This window comes from Rhizobium sp. A37_96, from assembly GCF_053521765.1.
In genome coordinates, this window is record NZ_JBNWDS010000002.1 from 71013 (window position 1) to 86326 (window position 15314).

The window sequence follows — 15314 nt, forward strand, 5'->3', positions numbered from 1 at the left end:
AAAACGCGTATAGTCTGCGGGAACGGACCAGATGGCCCGATTGCGGGAAGGGCGGCGCATATGAGGAATGTCGGGGGTGGCAGGCTGTCGATCTGGGCGCTGCTTTTGTGTTTTTTCGCATTGGCGACGCCGGTTGCGGCGCTCGCGCAGGCTGCGCCGCAACCGGCGGCTCCCCCTCCAGACAAGGTGCGCCAGCTGATCGAGCTGATGAACGAGCCTGACGTCAGGCAATGGCTTGGCGCGCAGCTCAACAATCAGCCGGTCGCCGCCGGCAATCCGGTCACGACCAACGGCGATCAGATGTCGGTTCTGTCGGGCATGCTCGGCCACACGCGGCGCCATCTCGAAGTGGTGTCCGGCGCGGCGATGACGCTGCCTTACGAGGTCATGACGGCATCGGAAAAGCTGGAAGGCGAGGGCAGGGCCGTTGGCCTGCTGCGCATCGTCATCCAGATCGTGATCCTCTTCTTCCTGGGGCTGGTGGCCGAGCTCACGGTTGCGCGTTTCATCAACGCCAGGCACATGCAGCGCGCCGAAAGGGCCGCCGGCACCGAGACGGCGTTGCAGGCCGCCCGGTTTCAGTTCCTGGGCGGTGTCGTGCCAGCCGTCATTCATGGTCTGGTGACACTCGTTCCGCTGCTTGCTTTCGATTGGCCGCCGGCCATCGAAAGCTTTGCGATTGCCTGCGTCATCGCATTGGTCTCCATCCGATTGGCGATTTCCATCGGCAAGCTGATGATGGAGCTGATCGCGATGCGCCGCGCCAACGATGTGCTGGACGAGGATGGAGGGACCGCCCGCATCGCCGAGCGGCGGCGCGTGGCAACCTACTGGTATCGGCGGTGCACGCTGTTTGCGGTCTATTTCGCCTGCGGCTGGGCTGTCATTCAGGCCGTGATTTCGCTCGGTTTTTCGGCGGGCGCGCAGGATCTCATCGGCTACGCCCTCGGCGTCGGCCTGTTCCTGATCGCCGTGACCGCCGTATGGTCGAGACCGCTTGCACCGGAGAAGCGCGGAGCGAAGACGGTTTCCTGGCTGCTGACGATCTTCTTTGCGGCTCTCTGGTGCTTGTGGGTGGCCGGTTTCGATGGCCTCCTCTGGCTCGGCATCTATGCGATATTGCTGCCGCGCGTTCTCTCCGTATCGACGCAGGCGATCGAGGCGCTGCACGATGCCGCCGACGGCATCTTCGGCGCCGGAAAACTGGCGACCGTTCTTCTCGATCGTGGTGTGCGGGCGCTGATCATCACATTCGCCGCGCTTTGGCTGGGCCGGATGCTGGGTGTCGAAGCGCATGCGATGATGAGCGGCAGCGAATCCGTCGTCGGTCGGGTGGCGCGCGGCATTCTGGGCGGCATCGTCATCCTGCTGATCGCCGATCTCGTCTGGCAGCTGGCGAAAACCTACATCGACGGCAAGCTGATGCAGGCCCTGCCAGCCGTCAGCGACAGCGAGGACATGAGGGCGAGCCGCGCCCGGCTGCAGACGCTGCTGCCGATCTTCCGCAACATTCTAGCCGTCATCATCGGCATCATCGCGGTGATGATGGTGCTGTCGGGCCTCGGCGTCCAGATCGGGCCGCTGATCGCCGGCGCCGGCGTTGTCGGCGTTGCGGTCGGCTTCGGTGCGCAGACCATCGTCAAGGATGTCATCAGCGGTATCTTCTACCTCTGGGACGATGCTTTCCGCATCGGTGAATATATCGAAAGCGGCCACTACAAGGGCGTGGTGGAGTCCTTCAGCCTGCGCTCGGTGAAGCTGCGCCATCAGCGCGGCCCGCTGGCGACGATCCCCTTCGGTTCTCTCGGCGCGGTCAACAACATGAACCGCGACTGGGCTATCGACAAGATCATCGTCAAGGTCACCTACGACACCGACCTTGTGAAGCTGAAGCGGATCATCAAGGATATCGGCCAGCGCCTGCTCGAGGATGCCGATCTGGCCCCGAGCATCATTCAGACGCTGAAGATGAAGGGCGTCGAACAGTTCGGCGATTTCGCGGTCGAGATCAGGCTTGCGATTACCGCCAAGCCCAATGAACTCTCGGTCATCCGCCGCAACGCGCTGGCGTTGATCAAGCAAGCCTTCGACGAAAACGGCATCCAGTTTGCCTTCCCGACGGTGCAGGTGGCAAGCGACAAGGATGCTGCTGCAGCCGCTGCCCGGCAGCTCATCGAGATGCGTGCGGCTGCTCTGGATGGCGGGCAGCAGGCCGGCTAGCGGCGAAGCGAGGTCACTGCCTGGGAGGGGCCGTGCTGCCGCGCACGATCAGCGTGACGCCGATCGTTTCGCGTTCGCTCGGCACGGCGTCATCGAGAATGGCCCGCACGGCGCGTTGCGCGATCTCGGCGAAGGGCTGCGCCATGGTCGTCAGGCCCGGCTCCACCATGCCGCCCTCCGGCACGCCGTCGAAGCCGATGACCGAGATGTCGTGCGGAACCGAAAGGCCCCGCGCCCGCAACCAGTTGATCGCCAGCAAAGCGATGTTGTCGGACATGGCGAGGAGCGCCGTCGGCGGTTCGGGCGCGGAGAACAGCAGTTCCAGGCCGGCCTCGACACTGGCCTTGTCGTTGATCGTCTCATAGATCGGCACGTCCTGCCGGCGGATACCGAAGGCTTCGAGCGCCTGCCAGTAGCCGAGCGCACGGTCGCGCGACGTGGAGTAGATCGCCTGCCTGATCTCGTCGACGCCGACCGGCCCGACATGGTCGTGCGAAAGTTCGGTCGCGAGCACGGCAAAACGCCTGTGGCCCAGCTCCGCCAGATGTCGGGCGGCGTCAGCCGCGCCGCCGAGATTGTCGACGCTGATCGAAGCGATCGACGGGTCGTCGTCGTTCAGGGCCAGAGCGACGAAGGGCAATTGCCGCTCGCGCGTCAACTGCACAAGCTTTTCGCCGCCTTCGACGCAGAGAAGAATAAAACCGTCGACCAGCGCGCTCCTGATGTTCCAGTCCAGCTTTTGCCGGTCCTTGGCCGAAACCAGCGCCAGGCCGGTGCCGTTGGCGTCGCAGACCTGGGAAACGGCCGCCAGAAGCGCCCTGGCCCATGGATCGTCGAAGAAATAGGCAAGCGGCTCGACTGCGGCGACGCCGATGGCGTTGACCTTTCCGGCCCGCAGCAAACGACCCGTCAAGCTTGGGCCGGCATAGCCGAGCCGCTTGGCCGTTTCGAGCACATGCTCGCGCACCTCTTCGCGCACCACGTCCGGCCGGCTGAAAACATTGGAGGCGGTTCCCTGCGATACGCCCGCCGCCCTGGCGACATCCGCGAGCCTGATGGTGCCCTTGGCCAATGCAATCTCCCTTTGTTTTGCCGGCAGATCCTAGCAATGAATTTGTATCGGTTCAATTCTGCTTGACAGAAGATTTTTGGAGCGTACGGTTGAACCGATTCAATCAATGAACGCGAGTCGATATTGAATCGATTCAACTAAAAGGAAAACCGATGTTGACCAACTATTTCTTCAAGGATCTCTATGATGATAGCTGGGGCAACCCCGCCAATCCGAATGCCGCCGATCCGCCCTCGCCGGAGGGCAACGGCGTCGGCGAGCAAGGCATTCTGGGCCGGTTGGCCGGCTTCCTGCGCCGACGACGGAATCGTCCGTCTGCCTGGTCCTTCACGATCCCGAGCGAAATGCCCGACGCGGACGGCGAAACCGATAGTCGCCGTCGCACCCGGAACGAAGACGCGAAGTTCCTCGCCGTCGCCAAGGCCCTGTCACGGAATTGCTAATGCCGTCTCCGCGTCAGAAGTTTTCCTTGTAAGGCCGCAAATCCAGCTCCTGTGTCCAGGCCGAAGGATGTTGGCGATGAATGTGCCAGTAGCTCTCGGCGATGGCGTCTATATTCAGGAGCCCATCGGCATCGACATCCGGCCGGCGCGAGCGCAGCCGCTCCCCGTCAATGCCGCCGTCGATGATGGTGTGGGCGACGTGCAGGCCGAGCGGGCCGAATTCCCGCGCCATGCTCTGGCTGATCATGCGAAGGCCCGCCTTGGCGGCGGCAAACTGCGCGAAACCGGCCTTGCCACGCAGGCTGGCGGAAGCGCCGGTGAAGATCACGGTGCCGCGGCCGAACGGCGCCAGATGTCGCGCCGCCTCCCGGCCGACGAGAAAGCCGCCGAAGCAGCAGATGCGCCAGAATTCCTCGAATTGTGCGGCCGTCAGATCGCGGAAGCCGATCGGACGGTTTATGCCGGCGTTGAAGACGACGAAATCGGGCGCAGCAATGTCGTCTCGCGCCGTGAAGGCATGCTCGAAGAGCCGAATGACCGCAGCTTCATCCGTCGCGTCCGTTTCGACGGCTTCGGCGCTGCCGCCGGATGCCTTGATGCTCGCGGCGACCTGATCGATCTTCGCCGGCGTCCGGCCGGCAATGACGACATGATAGCCCTTGTCGGCGAGAAGGCGGCAGAGTGCGGCTCCCAGCCCCTGTTCCGCTCCCACTCCGACGATGATGGCGCTTGGCGTGCTCATTCGGCGGCCTCCCTGGTATTCAGCGTCGGATAGTCGGTATAACCCTCGGCGCCGCCGCCATAGAACGTGGGGCGATGATAGGGGTTGAGGGGCGCGCCGCTGCGGATGCGCTCCGGCAGGTCGGGATTGGCGATGAACAGCCGGCCGAAGGCGATAGCGTCGGCATGACCGGCGGCAACTGCCGCTTCGGCTGTGTCCGGCTGGAAATTGCCCGCGGCGATCAGCGTGCCCGACCAGGCGGGGCGGAACAGTTCTGCGGCGGACGGCACGTTCTTGTGGTCGACTTCGGCCTGGCCGGCGCCGCTGGCGCGCGGCTCGATCAGATGCAGGTAGGCGAGATTGAGCCGGTCCAGCTCGCGAATGACATGGCCGTAGAGACGCAATGGGTCGTCCTCGCCACTGTCGTTGGCGATGCCGAATGGCGACAGGCGAACGCCGACCCGATCGGAACCCCAGACATCGGAAACCGCCTCGACGACCTCGAGCAGCAGCCGCGTGCGGTTCTCGATCGAGCCGCCATACTGGTCGGTGCGCTGGTTCGTGCGCGCCTGCAGGAACTGCTCGATCAGATAGCCGTTGGCGCCGTGGATTTCGACACCGTCGAAGCCGGCCTGTTTCGCATTGGCGGCCGCCTGCGCATAGACCTCGATCAAGAGCGGCATCAGGTCGATATCGATCGCCTGCGGCGTCTCGAAGGGAACGCGCTCGAAGGAGGCGGTGAAGGCTTGTCCCTTGGCGGCGATGGCGGAAGGGGCAATCGGCAGAGCGCCGCCCGGCTGGTGAGACGAATGCGAAATGCGGCCGACATGCCAGAGCTGCAGGAAAATCCTGCCGCCCTTGCCATGAACGGCATCCGTCACGACCTTCCAGCCGGCGATTTGCTCCGCCGTGTGGATGCCCGGCGTTGCCGGCATGCCCTGTCCTGCGCGGGAAATCTGCGAGCCCTCGGAAATAATCAGGCCGCCCTTGCTTGCGCGCTGGGCATAATATTCGGCATTCAGTGCGGAGGGCACGTTGCCCGGCTGGCTCGCCCGCATGCGGGTCAGCGGCGCCATGACGATGCGATGTTCAAGCTCGTAGGGGCCGATGGTGAGCGGCGAAAATAAGGTGTTTGTCATAAAATTCTCCTGCCTGGAGCCAAGATTGCTCCCCGGGGCGGAAGGGCCTGTCAGCGGCGATTCGGTCTCGGGAGTTCGAATAAGATGATGTTCATCATTTATTCGAACAATCGGACGTGCGCAACTGAATCTGACGTCAGGCCGGAATCCTTGCAAGAAAGTCGAGCAAGCTGGCGTTGAACTGCGCCGGCCGCTGCAGCGGGGCGAAATGGCTGACGCCGGGCAGGAGTATCAGCTCCGCGCCGGGAATGTGCCGCACGAGATGATCGGCATGTTCGCGCTTGATGAACTCGTCATGCTCGCTGTGCGCGATGGCGACGGGCACGTGGATATCGGCGAGATCGGCGATCGTATAGTTCGGCTCCGTCCGCTGCATCAGGCCGACGGCCTCGACGAAGGCGTCGAACCTGTCGGGCGTGGCGGAGAGGGCGGCATAATCCTTCGTGTGGCGGGAGAAGCAGCGCTCGATGACGGGCGTCGCCACGAATTCCTTGGTGCCGCTCGGGTCCATGTTGCAGGCAAAGAAGAAAACGCCGGACACGCGCTCCGGATGGGTTCTTCCAAGGATCATGCCCGTGCAGGCGCCATCGCTCCATCCGGCAATGGCTGCCTTTTCAATCTTCAGCCTGTCCATGACGGCGAGAACGTCGGATGCCATCAGTTCGTAGGTGTATGGCCGCTCGTCGCGTGTGCTGCGGCCATGACCGCGGCTGTCGATGACGATGACCTGATGGCCGGCGTCGATCAGGGCCGGCACCTGATAGCCCCAATTGCCGCTGTTTCCGAGCCCTCCATGCAGGAGGATCACCGGAGCGCCGCTGCCATGGGACGCATACCAGATGCGGGCGCCATCGTGATCGACATGGCCCTCCGTCTCGGCTTGCGGCAGGGATGCGGCGCCCTCGGCTTCGAAGCGATGAAGCTCGTCGTCGCGAAAATCCATATCCACCCCCCATTGTGCTGCCTCCATCCGGCAGCCATCGGACGAGACTATTCGATCCGGCCCCGTTTTTCCAACAGGGTCGCGATCATGCCGTTGCAAGATGCTCGAAGAGATCCCGGGCCGGTGACGGCAGGTCATCGAGGGAGCGCGTGCAGATCGAAAGCCGGCGCGTGGCCCAGCTGTCGGTGAGGCGCAGCGCCGCGATCTTCGCCGACCGGCCGCAGCGACGCGCCGCGGTTTCGGGCACGATGCCGAGGCCGACGCCATGGCCTGCCATGTCGCAGATGCCCTCGAATGTCCGCATCCGCACCCGCATCTTCAATCGGGCGCCGAGGCGGGCGGCCCGCGCGTCGATGTGGTCCTGTAGCGCCCCGCCGGCGAGCCCGATGAAATGCTCGTGCAGGACATCTGCGAAAGCGATCTGCTTCGTTGCGGCAAGCGCATGATCGCGAGACACGACCACCACCAGCCGGTCGATCGCGAAGGGCCGCAATATCAGGCCAGAGGTATCGACGGCGTCGGACAGGATGCCGATGTCGGCGTGCCCGGCTGAAACGGCCCGCGCGATTTCGATGCTCTGCCGCTCCTTGAGGTCGATATCGGTTCGCGGATGCCTGCTCATCCAGTCCGCAAGCCGTGACGGCAGGTATTCGGCGATTGCGGCGGTATTGGCCGCAAGCCGGATGGTTGCCCGCAGGCCGCTCGCATGCTCCCCGAGTTCGCCGCGCATCTGCGCCAGCTGCCGCTGTATCAGTCGCGCGTGGTGTGCCAATGCCTCTCCGGCCGGTGTCGGGCGGATGCCGCGTCGCCCGCGTTCCAGAAGCTTTACGCCGCCATTGGCCTCCATGTCGCGCAGCCGCTCGCTGGCGGCCGGCAGCGAAAGCCCGACATCGGCGGCGCCATGGGTAATGCTGCCGGCATCGACGACGGCGAGGAAAAGGCGAAGGTCGGTCAGATCGAAGCGCATGGATCGGAGATTATCGCATGTTCAGCCTTCGGGATAGCCGAAGGCTGCCTTCGCGTCATCCGCATTGTCCATGGCCCTGTATTTGCTAGGGGAGGGATATGATGGATCATTCGATATCGCTTCTTGCCGCCATTTCCGCCACCTTCTTTGTCGCCGGCATGGTCAAGGGCGTCACCGGCATGGGGCTGCCGACCGTGGCGATGGGGGTCTTGAGCACCCTGATTTCGCCGCTTACGGCGGCCAGCCTGCTGATCGTGCCGTCCTTCGTCACCAATGTCTGGCAGCTTCTGGCGGGCCCGAGCTTCCGCGCGCTCGTGCGACGGTTTTCCCTGCTGGCGTTTGCCGTCGTCGTCGGAACCTTTGCCGGCTCATATCTTCTGGCGACCGGCGATACGCGGCTGACGACGGGAGCGCTGGGCGGGGCGCTCATCCTCTATGCCGGCCATGCCTTGCTTGCCCGCCAGCTTCATGTGCCTTCGACGCTGGAGCCGCTGCTATCGCCGGTCGTCGGCCTGATTACCGGCCTGCTGACCGGCGCGACCGGCGTCTTTGTCGTTCCCGCCGTGCCCTATCTGCAGGCGCTGAGGCTGGAGAAGGAAGAGCTGGTTCAGGCGCTCGGCCTTTCCTTCACCGTTTCCACCGTGGCGCTGGCCGGCGCGCTCGCCTGGCACGGCGCCTTCCGCGTCGACAATCTCGCGCTGTCTGCGCTGGCGATCGTGCCGGCGCTCGCCGGGATGTGGGCCGGCCAGATCATCCGCAACCGCGTCAGCCCGGCAACGTTCCGCCGATGGTTTCTGCTGTGCCTTCTGGTGCTTGGCGCCGAGATGGTCGTCAAAGCCGCTTTCTGAGGCAGTCCTGTGTTGCCGGGTTGCCCCGTGCGTTCCCATATGCTTCGAAGTTCGTTTCCGACGGAGGCCGGTTGATCGATGCAAAAAGAGCAGCAAGCGATTTCTGATGGTCATCCGCCCGCCGATGCCCTGCTCGTCGTCGATGTGCAGAATGCCTTTGTCGAGGGGCCGGAGGCCGTGCCCGGCGATGCAACGCTGAGGTCGGTGGTCGAGCTCCTGCTGGATAAGGCGCGGTCGGCATGGGCGCCGGTGATTTTCCTGCAGAACGATGGTCCAGCCGGTGCGCCGGATGAGCCGTTTCAGCCGGGATGGAAACTCCATTTCCCGCCTCAGTCAGGCGAAGTGGTCATTCGGAAGACGGAGGATGATGGCTTCGAGGGCACCGATCTCGATGCCGTCCTCGCCGCATTCGGCGTGCGCGAACTGGTGATATCAGGCGTGCTTTCGGAAATGTGCGTTGCCGCAACGGCGCGGTCGGCACTTCAGCGTGGCTATGGCGTACTGCTGCCGCATGATGCGCACGCCACCTATGACGTTCCCGCCGGGCCGGGGTCGCAAGGCGTGCCCGCAGCCATGGCTGCACGGGCGGCTGAATGGTCGCTGGGCGACGAGGTGCGCATCTGCGCCTCGGCACGCGATGTTCAGTTCAGAAAGCGCTGTTAATCGCGCGATGGATGCGAAGACAGACGGCGGCGGCCAAATCCCTCTCAGCGCGGCTGAATTGCGCTCGGTGGGCACATAAGTCGAGCCAACTCTTGAATATTGCGTCGAATCGTAATAATTGAAGTTACATGAAACGCGACAGCAGACTTTCCTCCGTTCTCCATGCCCTGCTCCATATGGCCGAGCAGGATGCGCCGGTGACATCCGAAACCCTGGCGCAATGCATGCATACCAATCCCGTCGTGGTACGGCGCACCATGGGGCTTTTGCGCGAGGTCGGAATCGTGCGTTCCGCCAAGGGGCATACAGGCGGCTGGACGATCGCCGCCGATCTTGGAAGCGTGACGTTGCGCCAGCTGCACGAAGCACTCGGCGAACCGGCCGTCTTCGCCATCGGCAATCGCAACGAGACGCCGGAATGCCTTGTCGAGCAATCGGTCAATTCCGTGCTCGACGATGCTTTTGCGGAAGCGGAGGCGCTTCTGCTCAAGCGTTTTGAGAGTGTCACGCTTGCCGATCTCGCCGCCGAATTTGCAAGGCGTCATGCGCAGTGGCGCACAGAAAGGACCCTCTTATGACCCATGACGTCATCGTTATCGGGGGCGGCTACGCCGGAATGGCGGCCGCCCTCCAGCTTCTCCGCGCCCGGCGCAAGGTGCTGGTGATCGACGCCGGCAAGCGCCGCAATCGTTTTGCGGATGCCTCCCACGGCTTTCTCGGGCAGGATGGCGTCAATCCTGGCGAGATCGCCCGTAAGGCGCGCGAGCAGCTTTCCGCCTATCCGACATTGTCTTGGGTCGAGGGGATCGCCAAGCAGGCCGAGGGCGAGAAGGATGCCTTCGCCGTAACCACGGCGGACGGCGCGCGCCACAATGCCCGGCGCCTGCTTTTCGCCACCGGCGTCTCCGATGCGTTGCCCGAGGTCGAGGGGCTGGGGGAGCGTTGGGGCCGAAGCGTCTTCCATTGCCCCTATTGCCATGGCTACGAGCTCGATCAGGGCCGCATCGGCTGCATCGCCACCGGGTCGATGTCGCTGCATCAGGCGCAATTGCTGCCGGAATGGGGCGAGGTGACGCTGTTTCTCAACGGTTCGTTTGCTCCGGACGAGGCACAGCGCGCCGATCTGGCCGCGCGCGGCGTGGCGATCGAGGAAACGCCGGTCGCAAGGCTCGAGGGAGCGGCCGACGTGCGGCTTACAGACGGACGACTGCTGCAGTTTGCCGGCCTCTTCACAGCATCGCGCGTGTCGCCCTCAAGCCCGGTCGCCGAACAGCTCGGCTGCGCGCTCGAAGAGACGCCCTTTGGCTTGCAGATCCAGACGGATGCTACGAAGGAGACGACCGTTTTCGGCGCTTTCGCCTGCGGCGATGCCGCGCGCATCCCGCATTCGGTGTCGCTGGCCGTCGGCGACGGCGCCTGGGCCGGCGCGCAGCTGCACCGCTCGCTGGTGTTTTAGAACTGGCCCCGGAGGGTGCTTCTGCCCTCCGGGCTCCGGCACCTTTGCCCTATTTCTCTTCGGGCACCTTCAGGATCAGCGCCTCGTCCGGGCCGATGGTGCGTCCGTCCCGCGCCCGGATTTCGAGTTGCACCGGCTGTCCGGTGGCGCGATCCACCAGCAGCGAATGCTCCTCGGCCGGCGCGAAGAGATGGCGTTCGCCGAACTTCCGCAATGCCACCATGACCGGGAAGAGGTCCTTTCCCATCGCCGTCAGGCGATATTCCATGCGCGTGCCGCCCTCGCTGGCGGGAGCCAGCTCCAGAATGCCGCTCGCCACCAGCGTCCGCAGGCGCTCGGTCAGAATGTTCTTGGCGATGCCGAGGCTCTTCTGAAATTCGCCGAAGCGTGTCAGCCCGTCGAACGCATCGCGCACGATCAGCAGCGACCACCAGTCGCCGATGACGTCGAGCGAGCGGGCGCTTGGGCAATAATCGCCTTTCAGGCTTTTTCGCGCGACCATCCGCTCAAAGCTCCCGGTCTTTTGTCTGCAAGAATGGTTGCATTATTAAACCAATAATGGTACCCGATTGATGGTTTCATTATTAAACCGAAAAATCGGGAGTTTTGCAATGACGATCGATCAGGACGCGCCGCCGGCGGGCAGCGCGAACGATAGCGCGCGCCTTCATTCCTCGCTTAAAGACGTGTTCGGGAACGAGGGGGTGCAGCCCTCCGCCGAAGGCAATCTGCCGCTCACGCGCGCCACGATTTTCCTGTTTGCGGTCGCCAGCGGCCTCGCCGTGGCGAATGCCTATTTCGCCCATCCGCTTCTCGATGTCATGGCTGACGACCTCAAGCTGTCGCGCACGGTTGCCGGCCTGATCGTCGGCGCGACGCAACTCGGCTATGGGCTCGGCCTGATCCTGCTTGTGCCGCTCGGCGATCTCGTCGACCGGCGCAAGCTCATCGTCGTGCAATCGCTGCTGAGCGTGGCGGCACTCGTCTGCGTCGGCTTTTCGTCCAGTGCGGCCATGCTGCTCGGCTCCATGGCCGCCGTCGGCTTCCTGGCGGTGGTGACGCAGGCCTTGGTCGCCTACGCCGCCAGCCTGTCGCATCCCTCCGAGCGCGGCCATATCGTCGGCATGGTCACGAGCGGCATCGTGCTCGGCATTCTTTTGGCGCGCAGCGTCGCGGGAACGCTGACCGATCTCTCCGGCTGGCGAACGGTCTATATCGTCTCTGCCGTGCTGACGCTGGCGATCGCGCTTCTCCTCTGGCGTGCGCTGCCGCGCCAGCAAAGACCGCAGACGAGTCTTTCCTATTTCGGCCTCATCCGCTCGCTTGGCGTCCTGCTTGCCGAAGAACCGGTCCTGCGCATCCGCGCCGTCATCGCCATGCTGATCTTCGCCAATATCACCACGCTCCTGGCGCCGCTCGTCCTGCCGCTGACCGCGCCGCCTTATTCGCTGTCCCACACCGAAGTCGGCCTGTTCGGTCTTGCCGGCGCAGCCGGCGCGCTCGGCGCCATCAGGGCAGGGCGCTGGGCCGACCGCGGCCATGGTCAGCGCACGACCGGCATCGCGCTCGCGCTGATGCTCGCCGCCTGGCTGCCGATCTCGATGTTGGATCACTCGATCTTCTGGCTCATCCTCGGCGTGCTCGTCATCGACTTCGGCCTGCAGGCGACGCACGTCACCAATCAGGGCATGATCTACCGTGTCAGGCCCGATGCGCAGAACAGGCTGACCGCCGCCTATATGGTCTTCTATTCCATCGGCAGCGCCGTCGGCTCGTCGACATCGACCATCATATACGCCCATGCAGGCTGGCCGGGGGTGTGCCTGTCCGGTGCGGCGATAAGCCTCGCGACGCTTCTCTTCTGGGCGCTCACCTTGCGGGCAACGCCCAGGGTGGCGACGCAAAGCGTCGTTTAAGACGACAGCTAGTTTTTCAGCGCTCGGGCCTGCTCAGGGCAGCATCGCCGGCAACTGTTCTTCCAGAAGGGAGAGGACCGCTCGAATTCGGGGTGGAACGGGCTTTATGGCCGGATAAAGAGCATGCAGATCAAATCCCGGCACGGTAAATCCGGGCAGCAGGCGTATCAGCCTGCCGCTGGCAAGATCCTCGGCGCAGACCGGCTCCTGCAGCACGCCGATGCCAGCTCCATCGAGCAACAGGCGGTGCAGCGGCCGCCAGTGACTGGTGCTCAGGACGGTGTCGATGGCGGCAAAGCCGATTTGCTGGTCGACGCCGATCAACGGAAGCCGGCCGTTGTTGAACAGGCCCGAGACCCGGAGGAAAGGATGGTTGGCAAGCTCATCCGGCTCTGCCGGCGTCCCATACAGATCGAGATAGCCCGGCGATGCCACCAGAACGCGGGCGATATGGCCGAGCTTCCGGGCAACGAAGCTGCCCTCGCCGAGATCGCCCAGGCGCAGCGAGAGATCGACGCCCTCCGTCACCGGATCGACGATCCTGTCGTTGAGCACCAGCTCGATCTTGAGCAGCGGATGACGTTTGCGCATCTGTAGCAGGATCGGCGGCAGGATGATGTCGCCGAGCCCATGAGGCGCTGCGATCCGGAGCGTGCCGCGCAATGACTGATCGCCGTTTACGACCGTCAGGGCGTCGCTTGCGCTGTCGAGAACCTGCTTGCTGCGCTCGTAGAAGGCGGCGCCGACATCGGTGACGGAAAGCTTGCGGGTGTTGCGCAGCAGCAGCCGCGTGCCGAGATATTGCTCCAGCCGATCGATGCGCTCGCTGACGGCGGGCTGGCCCATGCCGAGATCGCGGGCGGCGGCCGACATGCTGCCCCGTTCCACCACCCTGACATAGACGCGCATTGCCACCAACAGATCCATGCGGGGCAATATATCGGCACAGCCGATAAATGTAAGTGGATCAAGCGGTCTGGTGACCGGGTCGCTGATCGCCGAAAAGGATGCACGCTTTGGCTCTCAATCGCAAAACACAGGTCAGGCTCATGGGCGATATCAGGCTTTACATGTTTCAATCGGGCACGCAGCGGTGCAAGGCCCACGACATCAGGATGAACCAGGGAGACGGCGCCGATTATGAAATACCGGTGCCGTGGTTTCTGCTGACCCATCCCAGGGGCAACGTCATCATCGATGGCGGGCTTGCGGCTGAAGGGCTGGCCGATCCGCGCGGTTATTGGGGCGATGTCGTCGATAGCTATCGGCCCATCATGACCGAAGAGCAGGGATGCGTCGCGCAGCTGGCGAAGCTCGGCATCTCGCGCGAGGACGTCCGCTTCGTCGTCTTGTCGCATTTACATTCCGATCACAGCGGCGCTGTCGGCCGGTTTCCCAATGCGACCCACATCGTCCAGCGCCGGGAATATGAATATGCCTTCGCGCCGGACTGGTTCGCGGCCGGCGCCTATGTCCGCCGGGACTTCGACCGGCCCGGCCTGAAATGGCATTTCCTGGAAGGCGATGCCACCGACGCCTATGATCTCCATGGCGACGGAACGCTGCGGATGGTCTTCACGCCGGGTCACAGCGTCGGCCACCAGTCCTTCCTGGTGCGCTTGCCCAACACGGGCGCGGTTTTGCTGGCCATCGACGCCGCGTACACGCTCGATCATTGGAATGAGCGCGCGCTGCCCGGCTTCATGGCTTCGGCCGTCGACACGGTGCGATCGGTCGGCAAGCTGCGCGCGCTCGCCGAGCAGACCGATGCGCTGGTGGTCATGGGCCACGATCCTGAAGCCTGGCCTAAGTTCAGGCAGGCTCCGGCCTATTATGATTGAAGCTGTATCCGGTGAGCCTTGAAAAGCAGGCCACGCGGGACCGCTCTGAAAATCAGATCCTGCAGGGCCCGCCGGGACGCATTTCGCCGTCGGCGCGCTATTGCGAGGTCTTCGGTCTCATTCGACCGACGGCATCTGGCCGGTGTCGTAAAACTGCGTCCGGTGCTGGCGGACCCATTCCTCGATGCCGGTCGGCTGGAAATCCTCCAGACCGGGTTGCGGCTCGAATGGAGCAGCCAGCATCGCATCCGCCTCATGCCGGTGCGATGCGAAGAAGCGGAATTTCGAGGCGACGCGCCGCCCCGTTCCCGGCCCCATCGCCGCATCCACTTCCCTCTCGAATTGATCGAGCGGCTGGGCGCGATAGGTGACGGGGCGTCCGAGCCCCGCGCTGATCCGCGAGGCGAGTTCGCTCCCCGACACACTTTCCAGCCCGGCGATACGATGGTCGCCGGAATGGACGCCGCGCTCCAGCAGGGTGATGGCAGCGCGGGCGCAATCGTCGACCGAGGTCCAGGCGATGCGCTGGGATTCGGCGATCGGCGGCGCGAAAGCCCCCTCATCGATGATTTCCATCCGCGCCGAGGGCTTCAGGAGATTGTCGAGATACATGGTGGGGCGGACGACGGCGAAGGGCAGGCCCGAAGCGCGGGCCACGTCCTCGATCATGGCGTTGGCGACGAAGCTCGGCTCCTCGCAGGGCGCCGGGCGGCTGGCGCTGGCAAGCTTCAGGACAATGGATTCGAGGCCGCATGCAAGGGAGGCCGACACCGCATTTTCGGCTTGTATGCGCATGGCCTCCTGCGGCCCTATCGGAATCTGCAGCACCGCGTGCCTGATGCCGGTGCCGGCGGCGCGAAGCGAGGCGGGATCGCGAAGGTCACCTTCGGCAAGCTCTATGCCGAGGGCCGCGAGCGCCCGAACGCGCGTCCGGTCCCGGACAAGGGCCCTGACCTTGAAGCCGCGCCGAAGAGCGGCGCGGACGACGGCGCCACCTTGGACGCCGGCGGCGAGATAGACGAGGATCGGTTGGGATTGATCGATAGTGGACATGCAACGGTTCCTTCGAAATAGGTCTGCCGAAG

The 15314-nt window shown here is 64.2% G+C and carries 16 protein-coding genes; 8 read left to right on the forward strand and 8 right to left on the reverse strand.

The genetic code is table 11. The annotated features are described in order from the left end of the window. The first annotated feature begins 60 nt into the window (after positions 1 to 60). Positions 61 to 2220: a mechanosensitive ion channel family protein gene (locus ACQZ6J_RS06720; RefSeq protein ID WP_449082898.1), complete on the forward strand. Its 2160-nt coding sequence runs from the start codon at positions 61 to 63 to the stop codon at positions 2218 to 2220. A 13-nt stretch (positions 2221 to 2233) separates the two neighbouring features. Here ACQZ6J_RS06720 and ACQZ6J_RS06725 read toward each other — a convergent pair whose 3' ends face one another. Continuing rightward, entirely contained in the window at positions 2234 to 3292 is a 1059-nt protein-coding gene (locus ACQZ6J_RS06725; RefSeq protein WP_449082900.1) for a LacI family DNA-binding transcriptional regulator, read from the reverse strand. A 152-nt stretch (positions 3293 to 3444) separates the two neighbouring features. Between ACQZ6J_RS06725 and ACQZ6J_RS06730 the strand changes: the two genes are divergently transcribed. Continuing rightward, entirely contained in the window at positions 3445 to 3735 is a 291-nt protein-coding gene (locus ACQZ6J_RS06730; protein ID WP_449082902.1) for a hypothetical protein, read from the forward strand. A 13-nt stretch (positions 3736 to 3748) separates the two neighbouring features. Here the strand turns inward: ACQZ6J_RS06730 and ACQZ6J_RS06735 are convergent, their stop codons facing one another. The 4 genes from ACQZ6J_RS06735 to ACQZ6J_RS06750 form a co-directional block, all read right to left on the reverse strand. After that, the gene (locus ACQZ6J_RS06735) at positions 3749 to 4477 is read right to left on the reverse strand and encodes an SDR family NAD(P)-dependent oxidoreductase (RefSeq protein ID WP_449082904.1); all 729 of its coding nucleotides are present in this window, start codon (positions 4475 to 4477) and stop codon (positions 3749 to 3751) included. Further along, entirely contained in the window at positions 4474 to 5595 is a 1122-nt protein-coding gene (locus ACQZ6J_RS06740; protein ID WP_449082906.1) for an alkene reductase, read from the reverse strand. Before ACQZ6J_RS06740 ends, ACQZ6J_RS06735 begins: the two co-directional genes overlap by 4 nt. A gap of 136 nt (positions 5596 to 5731) precedes the next feature. Beyond that, positions 5732 to 6538, reverse strand: a complete 807-nt coding sequence (locus tag ACQZ6J_RS06745; protein ID WP_449082908.1) for an alpha/beta fold hydrolase — start codon at positions 6536 to 6538, stop codon at positions 5732 to 5734. 85 nt (positions 6539 to 6623) lie between these two features. Further along, on the reverse strand, positions 6624 to 7505 hold the full coding sequence (locus ACQZ6J_RS06750) for a LysR family transcriptional regulator (protein ID WP_449082910.1): 882 nt from the start codon (positions 7503 to 7505) through the stop codon (positions 6624 to 6626). A 98-nt stretch (positions 7506 to 7603) separates the two neighbouring features. Between ACQZ6J_RS06750 and ACQZ6J_RS06755 the strand changes: the two genes are divergently transcribed. The 4 genes from ACQZ6J_RS06755 to ACQZ6J_RS06770 all read left to right on the forward strand — a co-directional run bounded on the left by ACQZ6J_RS06755 (position 7604) and on the right by ACQZ6J_RS06770 (position 10472). After that, positions 7604 to 8353 carry a sulfite exporter TauE/SafE family protein gene (locus tag ACQZ6J_RS06755; RefSeq protein ID WP_449082912.1) on the forward strand — a complete coding sequence of 250 codons (750 nt, stop codon included), beginning with the start codon at positions 7604 to 7606 and terminating at the stop codon, positions 8351 to 8353. 78 nt (positions 8354 to 8431) lie between these two features. Beyond that, positions 8432 to 9016, forward strand: coding sequence for an isochorismatase family protein (locus ACQZ6J_RS06760; RefSeq protein ID WP_449082914.1), 585 nt, complete (start codon positions 8432 to 8434; stop codon positions 9014 to 9016). Positions 9017 to 9144: 128 nt separating this feature from the next. Then, entirely contained in the window at positions 9145 to 9594 is a 450-nt protein-coding gene (locus ACQZ6J_RS06765) for an RrF2 family transcriptional regulator (RefSeq protein WP_449082916.1), read from the forward strand. Further along, positions 9591 to 10472 (forward strand): NAD(P)/FAD-dependent oxidoreductase, encoded by an 882-nt coding sequence (locus ACQZ6J_RS06770; RefSeq protein ID WP_449082918.1) that lies wholly within the window; start codon positions 9591 to 9593, stop codon positions 10470 to 10472. The genes ACQZ6J_RS06765 and ACQZ6J_RS06770 overlap by 4 nt, the downstream gene beginning before the upstream one ends. Before the next feature lie 49 nt (positions 10473 to 10521). On the opposite strand, the gene ACQZ6J_RS06775 is transcribed toward ACQZ6J_RS06770, so the two are convergent. Next, on the reverse strand, positions 10522 to 10974 hold the full coding sequence (locus ACQZ6J_RS06775; RefSeq protein WP_449082920.1) for a winged helix-turn-helix transcriptional regulator: 453 nt from the start codon (positions 10972 to 10974) through the stop codon (positions 10522 to 10524). Positions 10975 to 11083: 109 nt separating this feature from the next. On the opposite strand from ACQZ6J_RS06775, the gene ACQZ6J_RS06780 reads away from it, so the two are divergent. Next, entirely contained in the window at positions 11084 to 12388 is a 1305-nt protein-coding gene (locus tag ACQZ6J_RS06780; RefSeq protein ID WP_449082922.1) for an MFS transporter, read from the forward strand. 33 nt (positions 12389 to 12421) lie between these two features. On the opposite strand, the gene ACQZ6J_RS06785 is transcribed toward ACQZ6J_RS06780, so the two are convergent. Then, positions 12422 to 13315, reverse strand: coding sequence for a LysR family transcriptional regulator (locus ACQZ6J_RS06785; RefSeq protein WP_449082924.1), 894 nt, complete (start codon positions 13313 to 13315; stop codon positions 12422 to 12424). A 122-nt stretch (positions 13316 to 13437) separates the two neighbouring features. On the opposite strand from ACQZ6J_RS06785, the gene attM reads away from it, so the two are divergent. Further along, on the forward strand, positions 13438 to 14229 hold the full coding sequence (attM, locus tag ACQZ6J_RS06790) for an AttM family quorum-quenching N-acyl homoserine lactonase (protein WP_449084146.1): 792 nt from the start codon (positions 13438 to 13440) through the stop codon (positions 14227 to 14229). A gap of 117 nt (positions 14230 to 14346) precedes the next feature. On the opposite strand, the gene ACQZ6J_RS06795 is transcribed toward attM, so the two are convergent. Continuing rightward, positions 14347 to 15282 (reverse strand): SDR family oxidoreductase, encoded by a 936-nt coding sequence (locus ACQZ6J_RS06795; protein ID WP_449082926.1) that lies wholly within the window; start codon positions 15280 to 15282, stop codon positions 14347 to 14349. Between the last annotated feature and the right edge of the window lie 32 nt (positions 15283 to 15314).